The following is an 18,206-nucleotide window of genomic DNA, read 5'->3' as shown; positions in this document are numbered from 1 at the left end:
GAGCACCCTCCCTGGTTACCGGGAGGGGATGGGTGGTCAGCGACCGCCGATGACGCCAATATAGTCCGAGACCCAGCGGTAGTAGGGCACGCACTGGTCATTCTGGCTGGCGCATTTCGAGGTCGGGGTGCGCCAGAACTTGATCTTCTCGAACTGGTCGAAACCGTTGGTCTTGCAGCCTTCGTCGGTCAGCAATTCATTGCCTTTGCAGGCAGCCGGCACGACGGGGAGCGAACCGAACCAGGCCGAGACATCGCCCTGGACTTTCGGCGACAGCGAATGTTCAAGCCACATATAGGCACAGTTCGGGTTGGCGGCGTCGGCTTCCATCATGGTGGTGTCGGCCCAGCCGGTGGCGCCCTCTTCCGGAATGGTCGAGGCGACCGGCTGCTTGGCGGCAACCAGCGTGTTGACCTGGAACGGCCACGAACCCGAGGCAACGACGCCTTCGTTGCGGAAATCGTCGACCTGGATGGCGGCATCATGCCAGTAGCGCCCGACCAGGGTGCGCTGCACGCGCAGCAGGTCGAGCGCTGCCTTGTATTGATCCTCGTTCAGTTCGTAAGGGCTCTTGATGCCGAGGTCCGGCTTGTGCGCCATCAGGTAGTTGGCGGCGTCAGCAATGTGGATCGGACCGTCATAGGCCTGCACGCGTCCCTTGTTGGACTTGCCGTCGGGGAGCGTCTGTTCCTCGAACACGACGTTCCAGCTCTTCGGTGCCTCCTTGAAGACGTTGCTGTTGTACATCAGCACGTTCGGGCCCCATTGATAGGGCACGCCGTAATGCTTGCCATCGACCGTGAACCAGGGCGCATCTTTGAGGCGCTCGTCGACGGTCTTCCAGCTCGGAACGAGATCGGTATTGATGGGCTGTACGCGCTTGCCCGCAACGAGCCGCAGCGACGCGTCGCCCGAGGCGGTGACGAGGTCGAAACCGCCCTCGTTCATCAATGAGACCATTTCGTCGGAAGTGTTGGCGGTCTTGACGTTGACCTTGCAGCCCGTCTTCTTCTCGAAGTCCGAGACCCAGTCATAGGCCTTGTCGGTCTCGCCGCGTTCGATGTAGCCCGGCCAGGCGATGATGTTGAGCTGGCCTTCGCCCTTGCCGACTTCCTTCAAGGCTTCCTGCGCCACGGCCTGACCGGCAAAGGTCAGCGCGATCGTCAGGGCAGTGCATGATTTGAGGAAAGAATTCATCGTCGTCTCCCATCTCAGGGGCCGCGCTCTGACGGCGGCTTCGCTCCCTGAAATAGAAGGTGTCTTGAAAAAGCCGCTTTCGCAAATCCATTTATCAGAAAGGCGATATCGGTTTTTCCGATAGCAGGCTACTATTGCCGCTGCCTCACCGTCCGCTGCGACTGCGCTATGCCGATGAAGTCGCGTGCCGGCTGCGCCAGGCCTGAGCCGCGCCGCCAGACCATGCCGACCTGGACGACCGGCAGCGAGCCGGAAACGTCACGCGATTCAATGCGATCGCCTTCCAGCGACCAAGGGCGATAGATCAGGTCCGGCAGCAGCGCCACACCCGCGCCGGTCGCGACCAGGCTGCGCACAGCTTCCACCGAACGGGTACGGAAGGCGACATGCGGCCTGGCACCGATGGCGGCCAGCAGCTTTCCGGTGTTCTCCTCGATCTCGTCGATGGTCAGCATGATCAGCGGTTCGCTGACGATGTCGCCAACACCGATGATGTCGGCGCCGGTCAGCCGATGGCCGAGCGGCATCCACAGGCGGTAGGCCGACACCTCAAGGATTTCCGATTGCAACGCTGTGCGGTCGCGCAGGTTCGAAATGACCATGACTGCGACGTCGAGCTTGCCGCCGACCAAAAGGTGCTCGAGATAATCGCCATTGTCCTCGATCGCCGTGATGTCGACACCGGGATAGGCGCGGCGATAGCGCGCCAGGATATCCGACAGGACATAGCCGGCGACGAGCGAGGTGACGCCAAGCTGCAACTGACCCGTAGTCTGCTCCTGTTCGCCGAGGAAGGTACGGCGCGCATCCGACACGTCGGACAGGATCTTGGTGGCGTGGCGCAGGAACTGGTGACCCTTGTGCGTGATGTTGAGGCCGCGCGAATGGCGCTCGAACAGCTCGACGCCGAGGTCGCTCTCCAGTTCCTTGATCGCTTCGGTGACGGACGACTGCGAGATGGACAGTTTCTGTGCGGCCCGCGAGACGGAGCCCTGATCCGCAACGGCGACGAAGAACTGAAGCTGCCTGAGCGTGAATGCCATGGTGGCGAATAGACACTGGCGCGTGAAGAAAGAAAAGCCGTCAGCCTTCGGCCAGTTCCGCACGGCGGCGACGCACCGACCGAAAGCGCAAGGCAAGGAAGAACGTAGCTTCCACCAGCACCACGATGACAATGATGCGGAATCCGATCGAGACCGGGTTGTGATCGCCGCCGCGCATCAGATAGCCGATGAGCAGAAAAGCCGAATTCCAGATCATTGCGCCAAGCAATGTGGCGGAGGCGAAAGGCAGGATCGGCAGCCGCAGCGCCCCTGCACCGATGCCGAGATAGTTGCGCACGGTCGGGATGAGCTGCGCCACCAGCGAAGCCGCGAACGCCTTGCGACGATAGGCTTCGGCCAACTTGCGGTATGTCGCGAGCGGCAGGAAGACATATCTGCCGAAACGGCCGACCAGTGCCTCCGCACGCTCCTCGCCGAGACGGCAGCCCATTGCGTACCAGAACAGCGATCCCAGGGTGGATCCGGCGACGGTTATCGCCAGAAGCAGTTCCAGCCGATCCAGACCCGGCGCCGCCGTCATGCCGAGGAACAGCAGGACGATGTGAGAGGGCGGCGCCGGAAAGATCTTCTCGACGGACGCGACACAGAACACGCCGAGAAGTCCGGAACCCAGAATGACCGACAGCGGCCCCGTCACGATGCGTAGCGCCAGTCGTAAGACTTGACGATCGGAATGCGGCTGATGCGGTAGACCGTGGCCGGTGGGAAATTGCGCAGCGTATGGCCGATGCGCGTAGCCTTCAGGTCGAGCTGGTCGAGCATGCTTTGGTCGATCGGGCAGCGCAGCCCCAGCGTGAACTGGTAGAGCGAAGCACCCGGCCGCAAGTTGGCGAAGATGCCCTCCAGGATGAGCCGGGTGCGGCGCGGCGAGATCAGCCGGAACGGCAACCCGCTGACGGCCGCGCCCACCACCGGGCCATTGAACAAAGCCAGGTGACGCAAACCGGTGGCATCCATCTCGAACACGCGCGCAGCCGGAAAGCGCTTGGTGAGCATCGAAGCGAAATCGCTGTCGGCTTCGATCAATGTCAGATCCTGTTCGCGAACGCCGCGCTCGATCAGGGCGCGGGTGAACGGCCCCGTACCGGGTCCGAGTTCCAGAACCGGGCCGGTGTCGGGACCGATCTCGCGGGTCATCAGGGTCGCCAAGGTTGAGCTCGAAGGTGCGACCGCCCCAACCCTGAATGGTGCCGCCGCCCAGGCCATCAGAAATGAGAAAGCGTCGTTGGTGTGCATATCATCCTCGATCCGAAATCGAACTGCCGGCGAATCGCACGCCAGCCGGTGCGGCGCTGTTTGAGACGGCTGGATTGCGCAAACATTGCGGAAAACGGCGATTTGCGATGAAAACGCATGGCGGATGCTCACATTGTTTTGCCATGTTTACGCAATGTTGAGGTCGTAGCCCGCCGCAGCACACTTCATCGCAAGAGACGACAATGCGTATCCTTCTGGTCGAGGATGAACCTGAAATGGCCTCGGCGTTGCGCGTGGCCCTGAAGCGTCACGACATGGTGGCAGACCATGCTGCCTCGCTTCTCGAGGCGGAGGATTTCGTGGCGACCGACAGCTACGACGCGATCCTGCTCGATCGCCAATTGCCCGACGGGGACGGCCTGCGTCTCGTGACCAAGCTGCGCGCCAGCGGCAGCGCGACGCCGGTGCTGGTGCTGACGGCACGCGGCGATACCGCCGACAAGGTCGACGGGCTGAATGTCGGCGCCGACGACTATCTCGCCAAGCCTTTCGCCTTCGAGGAACTGATGGCCAGGCTGCGCGCTTTGCTGCGCCGGCCGGCGACAGTGCATTCGCAGATCATCCGCGCCGGCGACCTTGCCTTCGACGTCGGCCATCGGGAAGCCAGCATCCGCGGCGAGCCGATGTCCTTGCCGAGACGTGAGTTGTTGGTGCTCGAAGCGCTGATGCGGCGCATGGGCCGCATGGTGCAACGCGAAACGCTCATGGAAGCCGTGTTCGGCCTGGACGACGAGATCCAGTCCAACGCGCTCGACACACATGTCTCGCGCCTGCGCCGCAAACTGGCCGAAGCCGGGGTCGGCGTCACCATCAACGGCGTGCGTGGTGTTGGTTATCTCTTGCGCGAAACGTCATGATCTTTCGTAAACCGCGCCGACCCCGTTCTCTGAAATGGAGCCTCGTGCTGCGCATCGCGCTGCTGCAAGGGATCTTGATCACTCTGCTCGTGCCGTTGCTGATCATCGCGCTCATCTGGTTCGGGGTGGCCAGCATGAACGATTACGAAGGCGGTACCGCCGACGTGATCAAGGAGGCGCTGACGCGGGATGCCAACGGCAAGCTGGCGCTCAAGCCGACACGCGAGCTCGAGGAACTGCGTCGCACTGAAAAAGGCCTCTGGTATGTGGTGCGCGACAAGCAGGGCAATATAATGAGGGAAGGCACAATCCCATCGGCGCTTGCTCCATTCGCAAACCAACTCGACAATATCAGTGAGGCGCGGTTCTCCTGGACCATGGGTAAGGTCGACCGGCCCGCAGGCATCGTGGTCTGGGAAAGCGATACCGGAGCAGGTGAAGTCCAGATCCTGGCCGGCACCGAAGGCCGCCTCTCCTGGGGTCGCCTGGGATTTGCCGCTTGGGAATTCTTCCTGGTCGTCATCCTGCCGGTGGCCGGCGTCATGGCCCTGGCAACGCTGTTCGTCACCCCCTGGGTCGTGCGTGGCGCCCTGCGTGGCCTGGGGGCCGCGGCAAACGAGGCCGGCCGGATCGACATCGACAAGCGCGGCGTGCAACTCCCGCTCAAAGGCGTGCCGATGGAGGTGACGCCGCTGGTCAACGCGGTGAACGAGGCGCTGGTGCGGTTGGATACCGGCTATGAGCGCCATCGCCGTTTTCTGACAGACGCCGCACACGAATTGCGGACCCCCGTGGCGATCCTCAATACCCGCGTCGCCTCGCTGCCGCCGACGCCGGAGCGGGCCCGCGTCTTGCGTGACGCCGCCCGGCTTTCGACCTTGACCGACCAGTTGCTGGACCTGCAGCGGCTTGGGCGTCAGGTCGACCGATTTACGAAGGTCGACCTTGTCGAAATCGCACGCAGCGTCGTCGTCGACATGGCCCCGATCGCCTTCTCCTCAGGCTATGAAATGGCCTTCGAACCGGCGATAGAGACACTGCCCGCCACCGGCGATCGCGCGTCCATCGAACGCGCGGTCACCAGTCTCGTGCAGAATGCCATCGAGCATGGCGGCAATCGCGGCAGGATCACCATCAGCGTCGTCAGGCCGGCCACCATCGAGATCCTGGACGAAGGCGAAGGCGTGCCGGAAGACGAGCGCAAGAAGATCTTTCAGCCGTTTTACCGTTTGCGGCCGCATGATCACGGCGCAGGGCTCGGCCTCAACCTGGTGCAGGAGATCATGCAACTGCATGGTGGCCGCATCGAAGTGCTGGATGGCAGCCCGGGGGCGCTGTTCAGGATCAGTTTTCCGACGCGCCAGAGAGAGGGAGCGGAAGCGCGCAAAGGTTGCTGATCAGGCCGGCTCCGGCACCGGCGCCAGTTTGCCCTTAGCTACCGACAGGAGAGAGGACACCAACGACTGGCGCTCCTGTTCCGACAGGACCTGAAAGTCGAACAGGCTGGCGCTGCGCATGCCCTCGACGGCGAAATAGGTGAGCAACAGTGCCTTGAAATCAGGAGTTTCCGCTTTCAGCCGGTCGAAAAGCTCGCGCTGGAAGACGCGGATCGGGGCGAGAAAATCCGGATCCTCGGCAATCGCCGAGAATATCCAGGCGGAAGGCGGCTGGTCTTCCTCGAATTTCTTGGCCGAGAGTTTCACATAGGCTGCCAGAAGGTTGCCCTGGGCGCATTCGCGCCTGGCCTCCTCCAGCGCTTCCTGGAACTCCTGCAGATGGTGCTCGACCAGCGCCTGCATCAACTTGGCCTTAGTCGGAAAGTTGTAGAGAAGGCCGCCCTTGGAGACCCCGGCGCGCTGGGCAACGGCATCCAGCGACAGATTGCCCGGCCCTGACTCGCGGGCCACGTCAGCCGCGGCCGCAAGGATCTTGTCGCGCGAGTTTGCTCGTGGTTTCTTCATCTCTGTCGCCTATAAGACACACTAGACCCAATTGACAAGACCGTCCAGACGGTACAGTAAGGCGTCGAAAAATTGACAGCCGGGGTTCCGCACAAAGCGCACCCGGCTATTTTGATTCGATTGTCATTGCCACGCGCGTTCGAGGGATCCCATGATCAAGCGCTTTATCGTTCCTTTCATCCTGCTTGTCCTCGTGGTCTTGTTGGCCGGCGGCATCATCTGGTTCAACTTCTTCCGCGACAAGATGATCGCCGGGTTCTTCGCCAACATGCCGGCGAACGTGCTGACGGTCTCGGCCAAGAAGATCGAGCCCGCAACCTGGACACCCGGCGTCGAGGCCATCGGTACCGTCGGTGCGTCGATGGGCGTCGACCTGACGATGGAAACGTCCGGTGTGGTCAAGGAGATCCTGTTCAAAGCCAACGACAAGGTCGAGAACGGCCAGCTTCTGGTGCGCCTGGACGATGCGGTCGAACAGGCGGACCTAATTGCTGCAAAGACCAAGGCGACACTCGACCAGCAGGCGCTGGGACGCGCCCAGGCGCTGCGCAAGACCGGCGTTGGCACCGAAGCCGCGCTGGACACCGCGAATGCCAATGCCGAAACCTCGATCGCCCAGGTCACCAAGGCGCAGGCCCAGGCGGACCTCAAGCTGCTCAAGGCACCGTTCGGAGGCGTCACCGGCATTCCGAAGATCGAGCTTGGCCAGTATGTCGCCCCCGGCAACGCCATCGTCACGCTTCAGGACATGGAGACAATGCGTGTCGACTTCACCGTTCCTGAGCAGCAACTCGAAAAGCTGAAGGTCGGTCAGCCCGTCACATTCGGCCCGACCTCGGAGGACATGCCGTTCAAGGGCGTCGTCACCGGCATCGATCCTAAAATCGATCCGAGCAGCCGCCTGGTTTCGGTTCGTGCCCGCATCGACAATCCTGAAGGCCGTCTGAGCCCCGGCCAGTTCGTGCAGGTGCGCGTCGAACTGCCGAAGGAAGACAACGTCATCACCGTTCCGCAGACGGCGCTGACCACCAGCCTCTACGGCGACTACGTCTACACCGTCGTTCCGGCCAAGCCCAAGGAAGGTGAAGCAAAGCCAGCGGAAGCCAAGCCGGCCGAAGGCGCGAAGCCAGCCGATGGCGCTGCAGCGCCTGCCGCGCAGAAGCCGGCAGAAGGGCCGCAGCTCACCGCCAACCAAGTCTTCGTCAAGGTCGGCCGGCGCTTCGGCGGCGTTGCCGAGATCGTTGAAGGCGTCAAGGCCGGCGACGAGGTTGTCACCGCCGGCCAGAACCGGTTGAGCAATGGCGCGCTGGTGAAGATCGACAACACGGTCGACCCCAGCAAGCCGGCAGAGCAGAAGGCTTCCGCCCAATGAATTTCTCTGACCTCTTCATCAAACGACCCGTCCTGTCGACGGTGCTCGGCGCCATGATCCTGCTTGTCGGCATCCAAGGCATCTTCAATCTGGCGATCCGCCAGTATCCGAAGGTCGAGGAAACCGCGATCACGGTCACGACCGCCTATCCCGGCGCCAGCGCCGACCTGATCCAGGGCTTCATCTCGGCCCCGATCGCACGTGCGGTCGCTTCGACGGAAAACATCGACTACGTCACCTCTTCCAGTGCGCCTTCGGCCAGCACGGTGACGGTCAACATGAAGCTCGGCTCCAACCCGGACGTCGCGCTGGCCGAAGTCCTGTCCAAGGTGCAGGGCGTGCGCGGCGATCTGCCTTCGGAAGCCAAGGACCCGGTGATCGTCAAGGGCACCGGCGACTCGTTCGCGATGATGTACATCTCGATGCAGAATCCGAACATGACGAAGGAGCAGCTGACCGAGTACATCGAACGCGTCGTGCGGCCGCGCATCACCACCGTCGAGGGCGTGGCCGACGTGAGGATCTTCGGTGCCCAGCAATATTCGATGCGCGTGTGGATCGATCCTGTCAGGCTGGCTTCGCGCGGCGTCACCGCCGCTGAGGTTGTGCAGGCGATCAACAACTCGAACTTCCTGTCGGCTCCGGGCAAGACCGAAAACGAATATGTGATCTCGTCAATCACGGTGCGTTCGACGCTGCAGACGCCAGAGGCCTTCTCGGCGCTGCCGATCCGCTCGGTCGACGGCAATGTCGTGCGCCTGCGCGATGTGGCCCGCGTCGAACTCGGTGCGGAAAACACCGACACGCGCGTGACCTTCAACGGCAAGCCGGGTACCTTCCTGGCCATCTTCCCGACACCGGCAGCCAACCCGCTGACGACGGCGGAGGCCATCCAGAAGCTTGTGCCGGTGATCCAGGAGACGCTGCCGAAAGGCATGACGATCCAGGTCGTCTACGACTCGACGGAACAGATCAGCGCCTCGATCGAGGAAGTGTTCAAGACCATCGGCGAGGCGGTCGCCATCGTCGTGGTGGTGATCCTGCTGTTCCTCGGTTCGTTCCGATCGGTCTTGATGCCGATCATCACCATCCCGCTGTCGCTGATCGGCGTCTGCTTCATCCTCTATTTCATGGGCTATTCGATCAACCTTCTGTCGCTGCTCGCGATGGTTCTGGCGATCGGCCTGGTCGTCGACGACGCCATCGTGGTGGTGGAGAACATCCACCGCCACATCGAGGAAGGCATGACGCCGATGCAGGCGGCGTTTGCCGGCATGCGTGAAATCTTCTCCGCCGTAGTGGCCATGACGATCACGCTGGCCGCGGTGTTCGCACCGCTTGCCTTCACCGGTGGCCTTACCGGCTCGTTGTTCCGCGAATTCGCGGTGACGCTCGCGGGCGCGGTGATCATCTCCGGCCTGGTCGCCGTGACGATCACGCCGATGATGTCGGCACGCCTTCTCAAGGCTGGCTCGCACAGCCGGTTCCAGAGGATCGTGGACGGGACCTTCACGCGCGTTGAAAATGTCTATGAGCGACTGGTCAACCGATCGCTCAACGCGCGGTGGGTGACGCTGCTGATCGTCGTAGCCCTGGTCGGGGTGACGGGCTTCATGTTCACCAAGACCTCGAGCGAACTGGCGCCGGAAGAAGACCAAGGCTTCCTGCTCTCGATCGTCACCGGTCCGCAATACGCGACCTCGGACTACACCGAAGCCTACGTCAACCAGATGCTCGGCCTGGTGCAGGACATCCCGGAGACACGTGCCCTGTTCTCGGCAGTTGCCTTCGGCAGCGCGACCAACAGCGCCTTCGTCGGCTTCGCCTTCAAGGACTGGGCCGATCGCGTGCGCTCATCGAAGGAACTCCAGGCCGACATCACGGAACGCCTGAAGAAGGTTGCCGGCGTGGAAGCCTTCGTCTTCGCGCCGCCCACGCTGCCGGGTTCCGGCGGCGGCCTGCCGGTCGGCCTCGTGGTCCGTTCGACGGGCGAGTCCTCGAAGGTGTTCGAAGTGGCCGAGGAGATCAAGCAGAAGGCTCAGGCCTCGGGCCGCTTCATCGTCGTGCAGAACTCCATGTCGTACAACGCGCCGCAGACCACGATCACCATCGATCGCGATCGCGCGGCCGCGCTCAACATCCCGATCAGCGATATCGGGCGCACGCTGACCTTGTTGGTTGGCGGCAACGAAGTGGCCAAGTTCGACCGCGACTCCAACGCCTACAAGATCATCCCTCAGGTGCCGATCGTCTATCGCGACAACCCCGAAAAGCTCAGCGACTATTTCGTGCGCAGCGTGACGGACGAGATGGTGCCGCTGACTTCAGTGGTGAAGATCAACAGCAATGCATCGCCGGCCGCGATCGAGCAGTTCAATCAGCTGAACTCGTCGACGATCACTGCGCTGCCGATGCCAGGCGTTACCACCGGCGACGGACTGAAGACGATCGAGGATATCGCCCGGGCAACCATGCCCGACGGTTTCTTCATCGACTACACCGGCCAGTCGCGGCAGGAGAAGGAACAGGGCAACACGATCATCATCGCCTTCGCAGCGGCGATCATCGTGATCTACCTGGTGCTGGCGGCGCAGTTCGAAAGCTTCCGCGATCCGCTCATCATCATGATGTCGGTGCCGCTCTCGATCTTCGGCGCTATCCTGCCGTTGAACCTGATCAACGGCGGAATCGCCGGAGCTACGCTGAACATCTATACGCAGGTGGGACTGATCACACTGATCGGCCTCATCACCAAGCACGGCATTCTGCTGGTGGAGTTCGCCAACCAGCAGCGCGAGGAGCATGGCCTGTCCATCCGGGAAGCCATCGTCGCCTCGGCCAAGGTTCGCCTGCGCCCGATCCTGATGACCACCGCCGCCATGGCACTGGGCGTCGTGCCGCTCATCATCGCCCAGGGTGCGGGTGCAGCCGCGCGCTTCTCCATGGGCCTGGTGATCTTCACCGGCATCCTGGTGGGCACCTGCTTCACGCTGTTCGTGGTGCCGATGTTCTACACGTTCCTGGCACATCGCGGCCACGCTCCCGAGCAGCAGCCTGGGGCGGCCGCGCCGGTACCCGCGGAATAAGCGGCAGCCGACAAGAAACAAAAAACAGGGCGCCGGAGCAATCCGGCGCCCTGTTTGTTTCGAAGCTTCGAAATTATCCCCTGGCAGCGGCTTCCAGTGCGGCGATATCGATCTTCACCATCTTCATCATCGCCTGCATCACGCGATCGGCCTTGGCCTGATCCTTGTCTCGCAACAGCCGGGGCAATATTTCGGGTACCACCTGCCAGGAAATACCGTACTTGTCCTTCAGCCAGCCGCACTGGACCTCCTTGCCGCCATCGGCGGTAAGACCGTTCCAATAGTGGTCGACTTCTTCCTGGTCCTTGCAGTCGATGCTGAGCGAGATCGCATCGTTGAAGGTCGCATGCGGGCCGCCATTCAGCGCCTGGAACTGCATACCATCGAGTTCGAAGGTGGCGACCAGAAGCTTGCCCTTCTGTTCCCCACCAGCCTCGCCCCAGTACATTTCGTCGACAATCTTGCTGTTCTTGAAAATCGACGAATAGAACTTGAAGGCATCCTCGGCATCGTTGTTCTCGAACCACAGGCACGGGGTGATCTTCTGCATGGTCTTCCTCCTGAGAAATTTCTTCGAATGTTTCGCGGCGATCCGTCTGACGATCGCCGATATCAGCCACCGTCTCCCAAGGACGGGCGAGACCACATCGATCCGACAGCTACCGGCATTTTTCTTGGCTGAGCTATTCCAGCAGCGGATTTGCATCGGGAAATGGATAAAAATAAAAGCCAGAGCGTCTGCGCGTTTTCCGTGAAAAACGGAGATGCTCCGGTTGCAGGAACCGTCGCGTTTCCGTGAAGCCGGCTTTGCCGCAAAACCATGGCCAGACGGGCTCATGGCGTATATAACGCCAGCTTCCTATCTAAGTTGATCGCACAGGAACCTGCCGTACAGGCATCAAGGACAGTACCCATGCCAGCCTATCGCTCCCGAACCACCACCCATGGCCGCAACATGGCCGGCGCCCGCGGCTTGTGGCGCGCCACCGGCATGAAGGATTCGGATTTCGGCAAGCCGATTATCGCGGTGGTGAACTCCTTCACGCAGTTCGTGCCCGGCCACGTGCATCTCAAGGACCTCGGCCAGTTGGTCGCCCGGGAGATCGAGGCAGCCGGCGGCGTCGCCAAGGAGTTCAACACGATTGCCGTCGACGACGGTATCGCGATGGGCCATGATGGCATGCTTTATTCGCTGCCGAGCCGCGAACTCATCGCCGACAGCGTCGAATATATGGTCAATGCGCATTGCGCCGACGCCATGGTCTGCATCTCCAACTGCGACAAGATCACGCCCGGAATGCTGATGGCCGCCATGCGGCTCAACATCCCCGCCGTCTTCGTTTCCGGCGGCCCGATGGAAGCAGGCAAGGTCGTCTGGAAGGACAAGGTCACTGCAGTCGACCTGATCGACGCCATGGTGGCCGCCGCCGATGACAAGGTCTCCGACGAGGAGGTCAAGGTCATCGAACGCTCGGCCTGCCCGACCTGCGGCTCGTGCTCGGGTATGTTCACCGCCAATTCGATGAACTGCCTGACCGAAGCGCTCGGCCTTTCGCTGCCGGGCAACGGCTCGACGCTGGCAACGCATGCCGACCGCAAGCGGCTGTTCGTCGAAGCCGGCCATCTCGTGGTCGACCTTGCCCAGCGCTATTACGAGCAGGAAGACGACAGCGTTCTGCCGCGCAACATTGCCGCCAAGCCGGCCTTCGAGAATGCGATGGCGCTGGACATCGCCATGGGCGGCTCGACGAACACGGTGCTGCACATCCTTGCTGCGGCACAGGAAGGCGGCATCGACTTCACGATGGACGACATCGATCGCCTGTCGCGCAAGGTGCCCGTGCTTTCCAAGGTCGCGCCCGCCAAGCAGGACGTGCACATGGAAGACGTGCACCGCGCCGGCGGCATCATGGCCATCCTCGGCCAGCTCGACAAAGCCGGGTTGATCAATCGCAACCAGCCGACCGTGCATACCGAAACGATCGGCGACGCCATCGAGCGCTGGGACATCTCGCGCACCACGGCCGAAAACGTGCGTAAATTCTACATGGCCGCCCCTGGCGGGGTGCCGACCCAGGTCGCTTTCAGCCAGGACCGCCGCTGGGATGAGCTCGATCTCGACCGTGAAAACGGCGTCATCCGTTCGGCCGAACACCCCTTCTCCAAGGATGGCGGCCTGGCCGTGCTGAAGGGCAACATCGCGCTCGACGGCTGCGTGGTGAAGACCGCAGGCGTCGACGAGTCGATCCTCAAGTTTACCGGACCGGCCAAGGTCTATGAGAGCCAGGACGCCGCGGTGAAGGCCATCCTCGGCAATGAGGTCGTGGCTGGCGACGTGGTGGTGATCCGCTACGAGGGCCCGAAGGGCGGCCCAGGCATGCAGGAGATGCTCTATCCGACCAGCTACCTGAAGTCGAAAGGGCTCGGCAAGGCCTGCGCGCTGCTGACCGACGGCCGTTTTTCGGGCGGCACGTCCGGCCTGTCGATCGGGCATGCCTCGCCGGAAGCCGCAACCGGTGGCGCCATCGGCCTGGTGCGGGAGGGCGACCAGATCGCTATCGACATCCCCGGTCGCACCATCAACCTGCTGGTCAGTGACGAAGAATTGGCCGCGCGCCGCAAGGAGCAGGATGCCAAGGGCTGGCAGCCTGTCGAGAAGCGCAAGCGCAATGTGACGCCGGCACTGCGCGCCTACGCCGCTTTTGCGCTCAGCGCCGACAAGGGTGCGGTCCGGCACGTGCCGGAGTAAGCATCACCATCACTGCTCCCGGGCGATCGTATCGTCCGGGCTTGCGTAAAAGCGTCAGAGTGCTTCAGCGTTTCCGTGAAAATGGAAACGCTCTATGCCTGGATCAAATAGAGCTTGCGGGTCGTCTCGAGGATCCGCCACTCGCCCTTCCAGCCTTTCGGCAACACCAGCAGGTCGCCCGGACCCAGGACGCGCGCCTGCCCCTGATGATCCCGCATCTCGGCCTTGCCCGAGACGATGTGACATATCTCCGTCGAGTCCGAGCGGTCAGCGGTAAAGCGGCCCGGCGTGCATTCCCAGACACCGACGTCCAGCTTGCCGTCAGGCGAGCTCCAAAGCGACGTGGCGGCCTCCATCTGATTGCCCTCGATAGACGTCGGCTTGGGCACCGGCGCGCCCAACTCGACACCGGCAAGGCTTTTGAAGGTCTCCAGATCGATCATGGTCACTCTCGCAGTTCGTGGAAGTTTGTTCTGAAGCTCTAGTGCCCGGTGATGCGGTCGGCGATCGCGGCAAGCCGGGAGGAATGCTGCAAACCGCGTTCCTCGCGCTCGTCGGCGATGCGGTAGAGCTGATACATGGAATGGACACCGAGCCACCGCAGCGGCTCGGGCTCCCATTTGCGCACCTGTCGGTTCACCCACGGCAGGCGCACCAGCTCGGTGTCCTGGCCGAGAACGAGATCGGTCAGCGTGCGGCCGGACAGGTTCGAACTCGACACGCCCAGCCCGACATAACCGCCCGCCCAGCCGATCCGCGTCTTCGGATCGAGGCCGACCGTGGTGCACCAATCGCGCGGGACGCCCAATACGCCGCACCAGGCATGGTCGATGCGCAGATGTGCAGCCTGCGGGAGCAGGCGCTTCAGGATCGCATGCAGCTTGTCTATGGTTGCCTGCTGGGTCTGCCCGTTCACGTCCGTGGCAGAGCCGTACCGATAAGGAACGCCGCGTCCGCCCATGGTGATGCGCCCCTCGCGGGTGCGTTGCGCGTAACAATAGGCATGGGCAGCATCACCAAGGAGTTCGTAGCCGGCCCAGCCGATCTTTTCCCAAAGCGCATCCGGAACCGGCTCGGTGACGATCTGCGCGCTGTTGAGCGCCAGCCAGGTACGCTCCTGCCCGGGCAGGCCCGCCGTAAACCCTTCGGTCGCGCGGATGATGGTTCCGGCCTTCACCGTCCCCCGGTTGGTCGAAACAACGCCCGGTTCGATGTTGGTGACGGCGGTCTGCTCGTGGATCGCGACCCCCAAGCGTTCGACTGCCTCCGCCAGTCCTCGCACGAGTTTTGCCGGCTGCACGCGCGCCTGACCGTTGATGACGTAACCGCCGAGCACATTGTGGATGTTGATGCGGGCCCTCGCCTGGGCCGCATCGAGCCACTCCAGCCTTGAGGGGTTGAAGTCCCAGGACCGGGTTTCTTCGAATTCGGCCTTCGCTCGCTCCAGCTGCGGTCCATTGGTCGCGACGGTAAGGTTGCCTGTTCGCCGGATGTCGGCGTCGATACCTTCCTTGTCCGCCACACGGATGACCTCGTCGACGGTGCCGGCCATCGCCTTCTGCATGGCGACCACGCCTTCGCGGCTGGATGTCTTCAAATATTTCTCCCGCGACCAGCCGAAGCCTCCGGATAGCCAGCCACCATTGCGTCCCGAGGCTCCGAAGCCAGCGAACTCGCGTTCCAGGATGGCTATGGAAAGATCCGGCTTCGCCTGCTTGAGGTAATAGGCCGTCCAGAGCCCCGTATAGCCGGCGCCGACGATCGCGACGTCGACCTCGAGATTTCCCGGCATGGGCGGGCGAGGCGCCGGCCGGCCGCCAATGTCGGCATACCAGAACGAGATGTCGCCGTTGCGCTCAGCATGCATGATGTTGGTTTTCCAGAGTTGTCAGGTGAGGGTGGTGTCGGCCGTGCTGTCGTCGGCGAGAAGCTTGGCGTCTTCGCCGCGGAAGCAGAGCTCGACCGTCTCACCGATCGCAAAGCTGGTGTCGGTGAGCGGCGACCGCACGATGGCGGTCGAGCCGTCACGGAGCCGGACTTCATATTTCGAGCCGGAGCCGAGATAGATCGCTTCAGAGACGGTGCCGGAAAGCCGGTTGTGGCCGTCACGACGGTCGCTGCCAGGTCGGCGAATCGTCAGCTTCTCCGGGCGAAGGAGAAGGACGGGCTGGGTGTCGCCGGCGTGCCTATGCGGTGCCGTCACGGTCTCGCCGGCAATGTCGAGTGCCGTGCTCGACCTGTCGCCACGTGGCCGCCCGCGCAGGACGGTGGAATCTCCGATGAAACGGCCGACGAAAAGTGTCGCGGGGGCATCATAGAGATCACGCCCGGTGCCGACCTGTTCGATCTTGCCACGGTTGAAGACGGCGATGCGGTCCGACAGCACGAGCGCTTCTTCCTGATCATGCGTGACATAGACGAAAGTCGTGCCGAGCTCGCGGTGGATGCGCTTGATCTCCAGCTGCAGCCATTCGCGCAGCTTCTTGTCGAGCGCTCCGAGCGGCTCGTCCATGAGAAGCAGCGGTGGGTCGAAGACGATGGCGCGCGCAAGCGCAACACGCTGCTGCTGACCGCCGGAGAGTTCGCTGGGATAGCGGTGGGCGAAGTCTGCCATGCGCACCATGTCGAGCGCCCGCTTCACGCGTGCCTCGCGTTCCGCCTTCGCAATGCCGCGCAAAGCCAGCGGATAGGCGACATTGCGGCCGACCGTCATGTGGGGAAAAAGCGCATAGTGCTGGAAGACGACGCCGATGTTGCGCTTGTGCGCCGGCACGCCGACCACGCTGCGTCCGCCCACCTGCAGGCTGCCCGAGGAGACCTCGGTGAAGCCGGCGATCACGTTGAGCGTGGTCGTCTTGCCGGAACCGGAGGGGCCGAGCAGCGTCATGAACTCACCAGGCTCGACGTGAAGCGAGATGTCGTCCAGAGCCCGGAAGCTGCCATAGGCCTTGCTGACCGCACTGAGGTCGATCGCCGCGCCGCGCTGTTTGCCGGTCTCGCTCACAGGCTGCTCCTTCTGTCGCGTCCAAGCAGCAGCAGGCCGCCGCCGATCAGGATGGTGGTGGCGCAAAGCAGGATCGTGCCGACGGCGGCAACCGTTGGATCCGCATCGCGCGTGATCGAGGTGAAGATCTGCACCGGCAGGGTCTTCATGTAAGGGCTGGTGATGAACAGCGAGACGATGATTTCGTCGAACGATGTCACGAAGGCGAAGAGCAGACCGGAAAGGATGCCGGGCGCGATCAGCGGCAGTGTCACGGTGCGGAAAGTCGCGATGCGGCCGGCGCCGAGGCTCGCGGCGGCCGTTTCCAGACGTTTATCGAAGACTTCGAGGCTGGCCTGAACGGCGATCAGCACGAAAGGCAGCGCCAGGATGGTATGGGCGAGCACGAAGCCGGTCATGGTGCCGACAAGCCGCGCATCGAGGTAGACGGCATAGATACCGATCGCCAGCACGACGCCCGGCACGACCATCGGTGTCAGCAGCAACATGCGCAACAGCCCTGCGGGCCGAGCCCGCATGCGGTCCAGCCCAAAGGCCGCGAGCGTGCCGAGGACAGTGGCAAGGATGGCGACGACGACTGCGACCTTCAGCGAGTTGAAGAAGCTGGTCGACCATTCCGGGTTGGTGACGAAATTCTGGTACCACTGCCAGGAGAAGCCCTGCGGCGGGAAAGCCAGCGACTTGTTCTCGTTGAAGGACATCGGCACGACGACCAATGTCGGCGCGACGAGCCAGAGGCCGACGAGGATGCAGGCGAGGCCCAGCAGGACGCGGGTGAGCGGATGCATCGTCATCAGCGCGTCCCCTGCTTGTGTCTCTGGCGCATCAGCGGGCCCGCAAGGGCCAGGAGAAGGAAGGTCGCAACCAGCAGCACGACACCCATCGCGCCGCCGCGGCCCCATTGCAGCAGGCTGAGCACCTGGTTCTGGACCAGTGTCGACAGCATGGTCGAGCGCGGCCCGCCGAGCAGAGCAGGCGTGATGTAGAAGCCCAGCGCCAGGATGAAGACGATGATCGCGCCGGCATAGACACCCGGCAGCGACAGCGGCAGGTAGACAGTGAAGAAGGCGCGGATCGGGCCGGCGCCGAGGCTGCGCGCCGCCTGCACGAGGCGCAGGTCGATACCTTTCATGACCGAATAGAGCGGCAGCACCATGAAGGGCAGCAGCACCTGCGCCATGCCGATGATGACGCCGGTCTGCGTGCGGATCAGCCTGACGCCATCGAGACCGACCGAGCGCAACATCGAATTGATGACGCCGGAATCCTGCAGCAGGATGACCCAGGACAGCGTGCGCACAACGCCGCTCACCCAAAACGGGATGAGCACGCACAGCGTGAGCAGCATGCGGAGCTTGGGGCCGACGGCAGTCATGGCGTAAGCGAAAGGATAGGCGCAGAACACGCAGACGAGCGTGACCCAGGCCGAGATGGTGAAGGTTCGCTGCAGCACGACAAGGTTGACCGGCGTGCTGAAAAACCAGCTGTAGTTCTGCAAACCTGCCTGGGGCTCGGTGAAGCTCCTGATAACGATCGTCGCCAGCGGATAGCCGATGACGGCGACCAGCAGGACAAGCGCCGGCAAAGCCAGCGCGAGCGGGCCCCAGGACCGTCGAGGTGAGGCTGCCCTTTCGGACGGAGCGTCGCTCGCGCTCATAG

General features: G+C 62.9%; 16 protein-coding genes. 5 read left to right on the top strand and 11 right to left on the bottom strand.

Annotated elements, in window-relative coordinates; all coding sequences use genetic code 11:
• Positions 1-36: 36 nt before the first annotated feature.
• The 4 genes from L4923_RS23130 to L4923_RS23115 all read right to left on the bottom strand — a co-directional run bounded on the left by L4923_RS23130 (position 37) and on the right by L4923_RS23115 (position 3,497).
• Complete coding sequence (locus L4923_RS23130; protein ID WP_239369455.1) at positions 37-1,197, bottom strand: ABC transporter substrate-binding protein; 1,161 nt, start codon at positions 1,195-1,197, stop codon at positions 37-39.
• Between the two features lie 131 nt (positions 1,198-1,328).
• Positions 1,329-2,240 carry a LysR substrate-binding domain-containing protein gene (locus L4923_RS23125; RefSeq protein WP_239369477.1) on the bottom strand — a complete coding sequence of 304 codons (912 nt, stop codon included), beginning with the start codon at positions 2,238-2,240 and terminating at the stop codon, positions 1,329-1,331.
• A gap of 40 nt (positions 2,241-2,280) precedes the next feature.
• The gene (locus L4923_RS23120) at positions 2,281-2,898 is read right to left on the bottom strand and encodes a DedA family protein (RefSeq protein ID WP_239369454.1); all 618 of its coding nucleotides are present in this window, start codon (positions 2,896-2,898) and stop codon (positions 2,281-2,283) included.
• Entirely contained in the window at positions 2,895-3,497 is a 603-nt protein-coding gene (locus tag L4923_RS23115; RefSeq protein WP_239369453.1) for a class I SAM-dependent methyltransferase, read from the bottom strand. The genes L4923_RS23120 and L4923_RS23115 overlap by 4 nt, the downstream gene beginning before the upstream one ends.
• Positions 3,498-3,700: 203 nt before the next feature.
• Between L4923_RS23115 and L4923_RS23110 the strand changes: the two genes are divergently transcribed.
• Together L4923_RS23110 and L4923_RS23105 are read left to right on the top strand one after the other, a co-directional pair.
• On the top strand, positions 3,701-4,375 hold the full coding sequence (locus tag L4923_RS23110) for a response regulator transcription factor (protein ID WP_239369452.1): 675 nt from the start codon (positions 3,701-3,703) through the stop codon (positions 4,373-4,375).
• Complete coding sequence (locus L4923_RS23105) at positions 4,372-5,772, top strand: sensor histidine kinase (protein WP_239369451.1); 1,401 nt, start codon at positions 4,372-4,374, stop codon at positions 5,770-5,772. Before L4923_RS23110 ends, L4923_RS23105 begins: the two co-directional genes overlap by 4 nt.
• On the opposite strand, the gene L4923_RS23100 is transcribed toward L4923_RS23105, so the two are convergent.
• Positions 5,773-6,336, bottom strand: a complete 564-nt coding sequence (locus L4923_RS23100) for a TetR/AcrR family transcriptional regulator (protein WP_239369450.1) — start codon at positions 6,334-6,336, stop codon at positions 5,773-5,775.
• Positions 6,337-6,487: 151 nt separating this feature from the next.
• Between L4923_RS23100 and L4923_RS23095 the strand changes: the two genes are divergently transcribed.
• Both L4923_RS23095 and L4923_RS23090 read left to right on the top strand, forming a co-directional pair.
• Complete coding sequence (locus tag L4923_RS23095) at positions 6,488-7,708, top strand: efflux RND transporter periplasmic adaptor subunit (RefSeq protein ID WP_239369449.1); 1,221 nt, start codon at positions 6,488-6,490, stop codon at positions 7,706-7,708.
• A complete protein-coding gene (locus tag L4923_RS23090; RefSeq protein WP_239369448.1) occupies positions 7,705-10,794 on the top strand; it encodes an efflux RND transporter permease subunit in 3,090 nt (1,029 codons plus the stop codon). The genes L4923_RS23095 and L4923_RS23090 overlap by 4 nt, the downstream gene beginning before the upstream one ends.
• 73 nt (positions 10,795-10,867) lie before the next feature.
• On the opposite strand, the gene L4923_RS23085 is transcribed toward L4923_RS23090, so the two are convergent.
• On the bottom strand, positions 10,868-11,344 hold the full coding sequence (locus L4923_RS23085; RefSeq protein WP_239369447.1) for a VOC family protein: 477 nt from the start codon (positions 11,342-11,344) through the stop codon (positions 10,868-10,870).
• Between the two features lie 363 nt (positions 11,345-11,707).
• Here L4923_RS23085 and ilvD point away from each other — a divergent pair, with 363 nt between their 5' ends.
• Complete coding sequence (ilvD, locus tag L4923_RS23080) at positions 11,708-13,543, top strand: dihydroxy-acid dehydratase (RefSeq protein WP_239369446.1); 1,836 nt, start codon at positions 11,708-11,710, stop codon at positions 13,541-13,543.
• Positions 13,544-13,635: 92 nt separating this feature from the next.
• On the opposite strand, the gene L4923_RS23075 is transcribed toward ilvD, so the two are convergent.
• From L4923_RS23075 to L4923_RS23055, 5 genes are read right to left on the bottom strand one after another with little or no spacing between them, the layout of a single operon-like run.
• The gene (locus L4923_RS23075) at positions 13,636-13,986 is read right to left on the bottom strand and encodes a cupin domain-containing protein (protein WP_239369445.1); all 351 of its coding nucleotides are present in this window, start codon (positions 13,984-13,986) and stop codon (positions 13,636-13,638) included.
• A gap of 38 nt (positions 13,987-14,024) precedes the next feature.
• Entirely contained in the window at positions 14,025-15,410 is a 1,386-nt protein-coding gene (locus tag L4923_RS23070) for an NAD(P)/FAD-dependent oxidoreductase (RefSeq protein WP_239369444.1), read from the bottom strand.
• A gap of 21 nt (positions 15,411-15,431) precedes the next feature.
• Entirely contained in the window at positions 15,432-16,547 is a 1,116-nt protein-coding gene (locus L4923_RS23065; RefSeq protein ID WP_239369443.1) for an ABC transporter ATP-binding protein, read from the bottom strand.
• Entirely contained in the window at positions 16,544-17,341 is a 798-nt protein-coding gene (locus L4923_RS23060) for an ABC transporter permease (protein ID WP_239369442.1), read from the bottom strand. Before L4923_RS23060 ends, L4923_RS23065 begins: the two co-directional genes overlap by 4 nt.
• Positions 17,341-18,204, bottom strand: coding sequence for an ABC transporter permease (locus tag L4923_RS23055; protein WP_239369441.1), 864 nt, complete (start codon positions 18,202-18,204; stop codon positions 17,341-17,343). Before L4923_RS23055 ends, L4923_RS23060 begins: the two co-directional genes overlap by 1 nt.
• Between the last annotated feature and the right edge of the window lie 2 nt (positions 18,205-18,206).

The organism is Terribium retamae (assembly GCF_022347545.1).
Classification (GTDB): Bacteria; Pseudomonadota; Alphaproteobacteria; order Rhizobiales; family Rhizobiaceae; genus Mesorhizobium; species Mesorhizobium retamae.
Note: the sequence above shows the minus strand (reverse complement) of the source record. Positions and strands in the feature narration are given on the sequence as shown.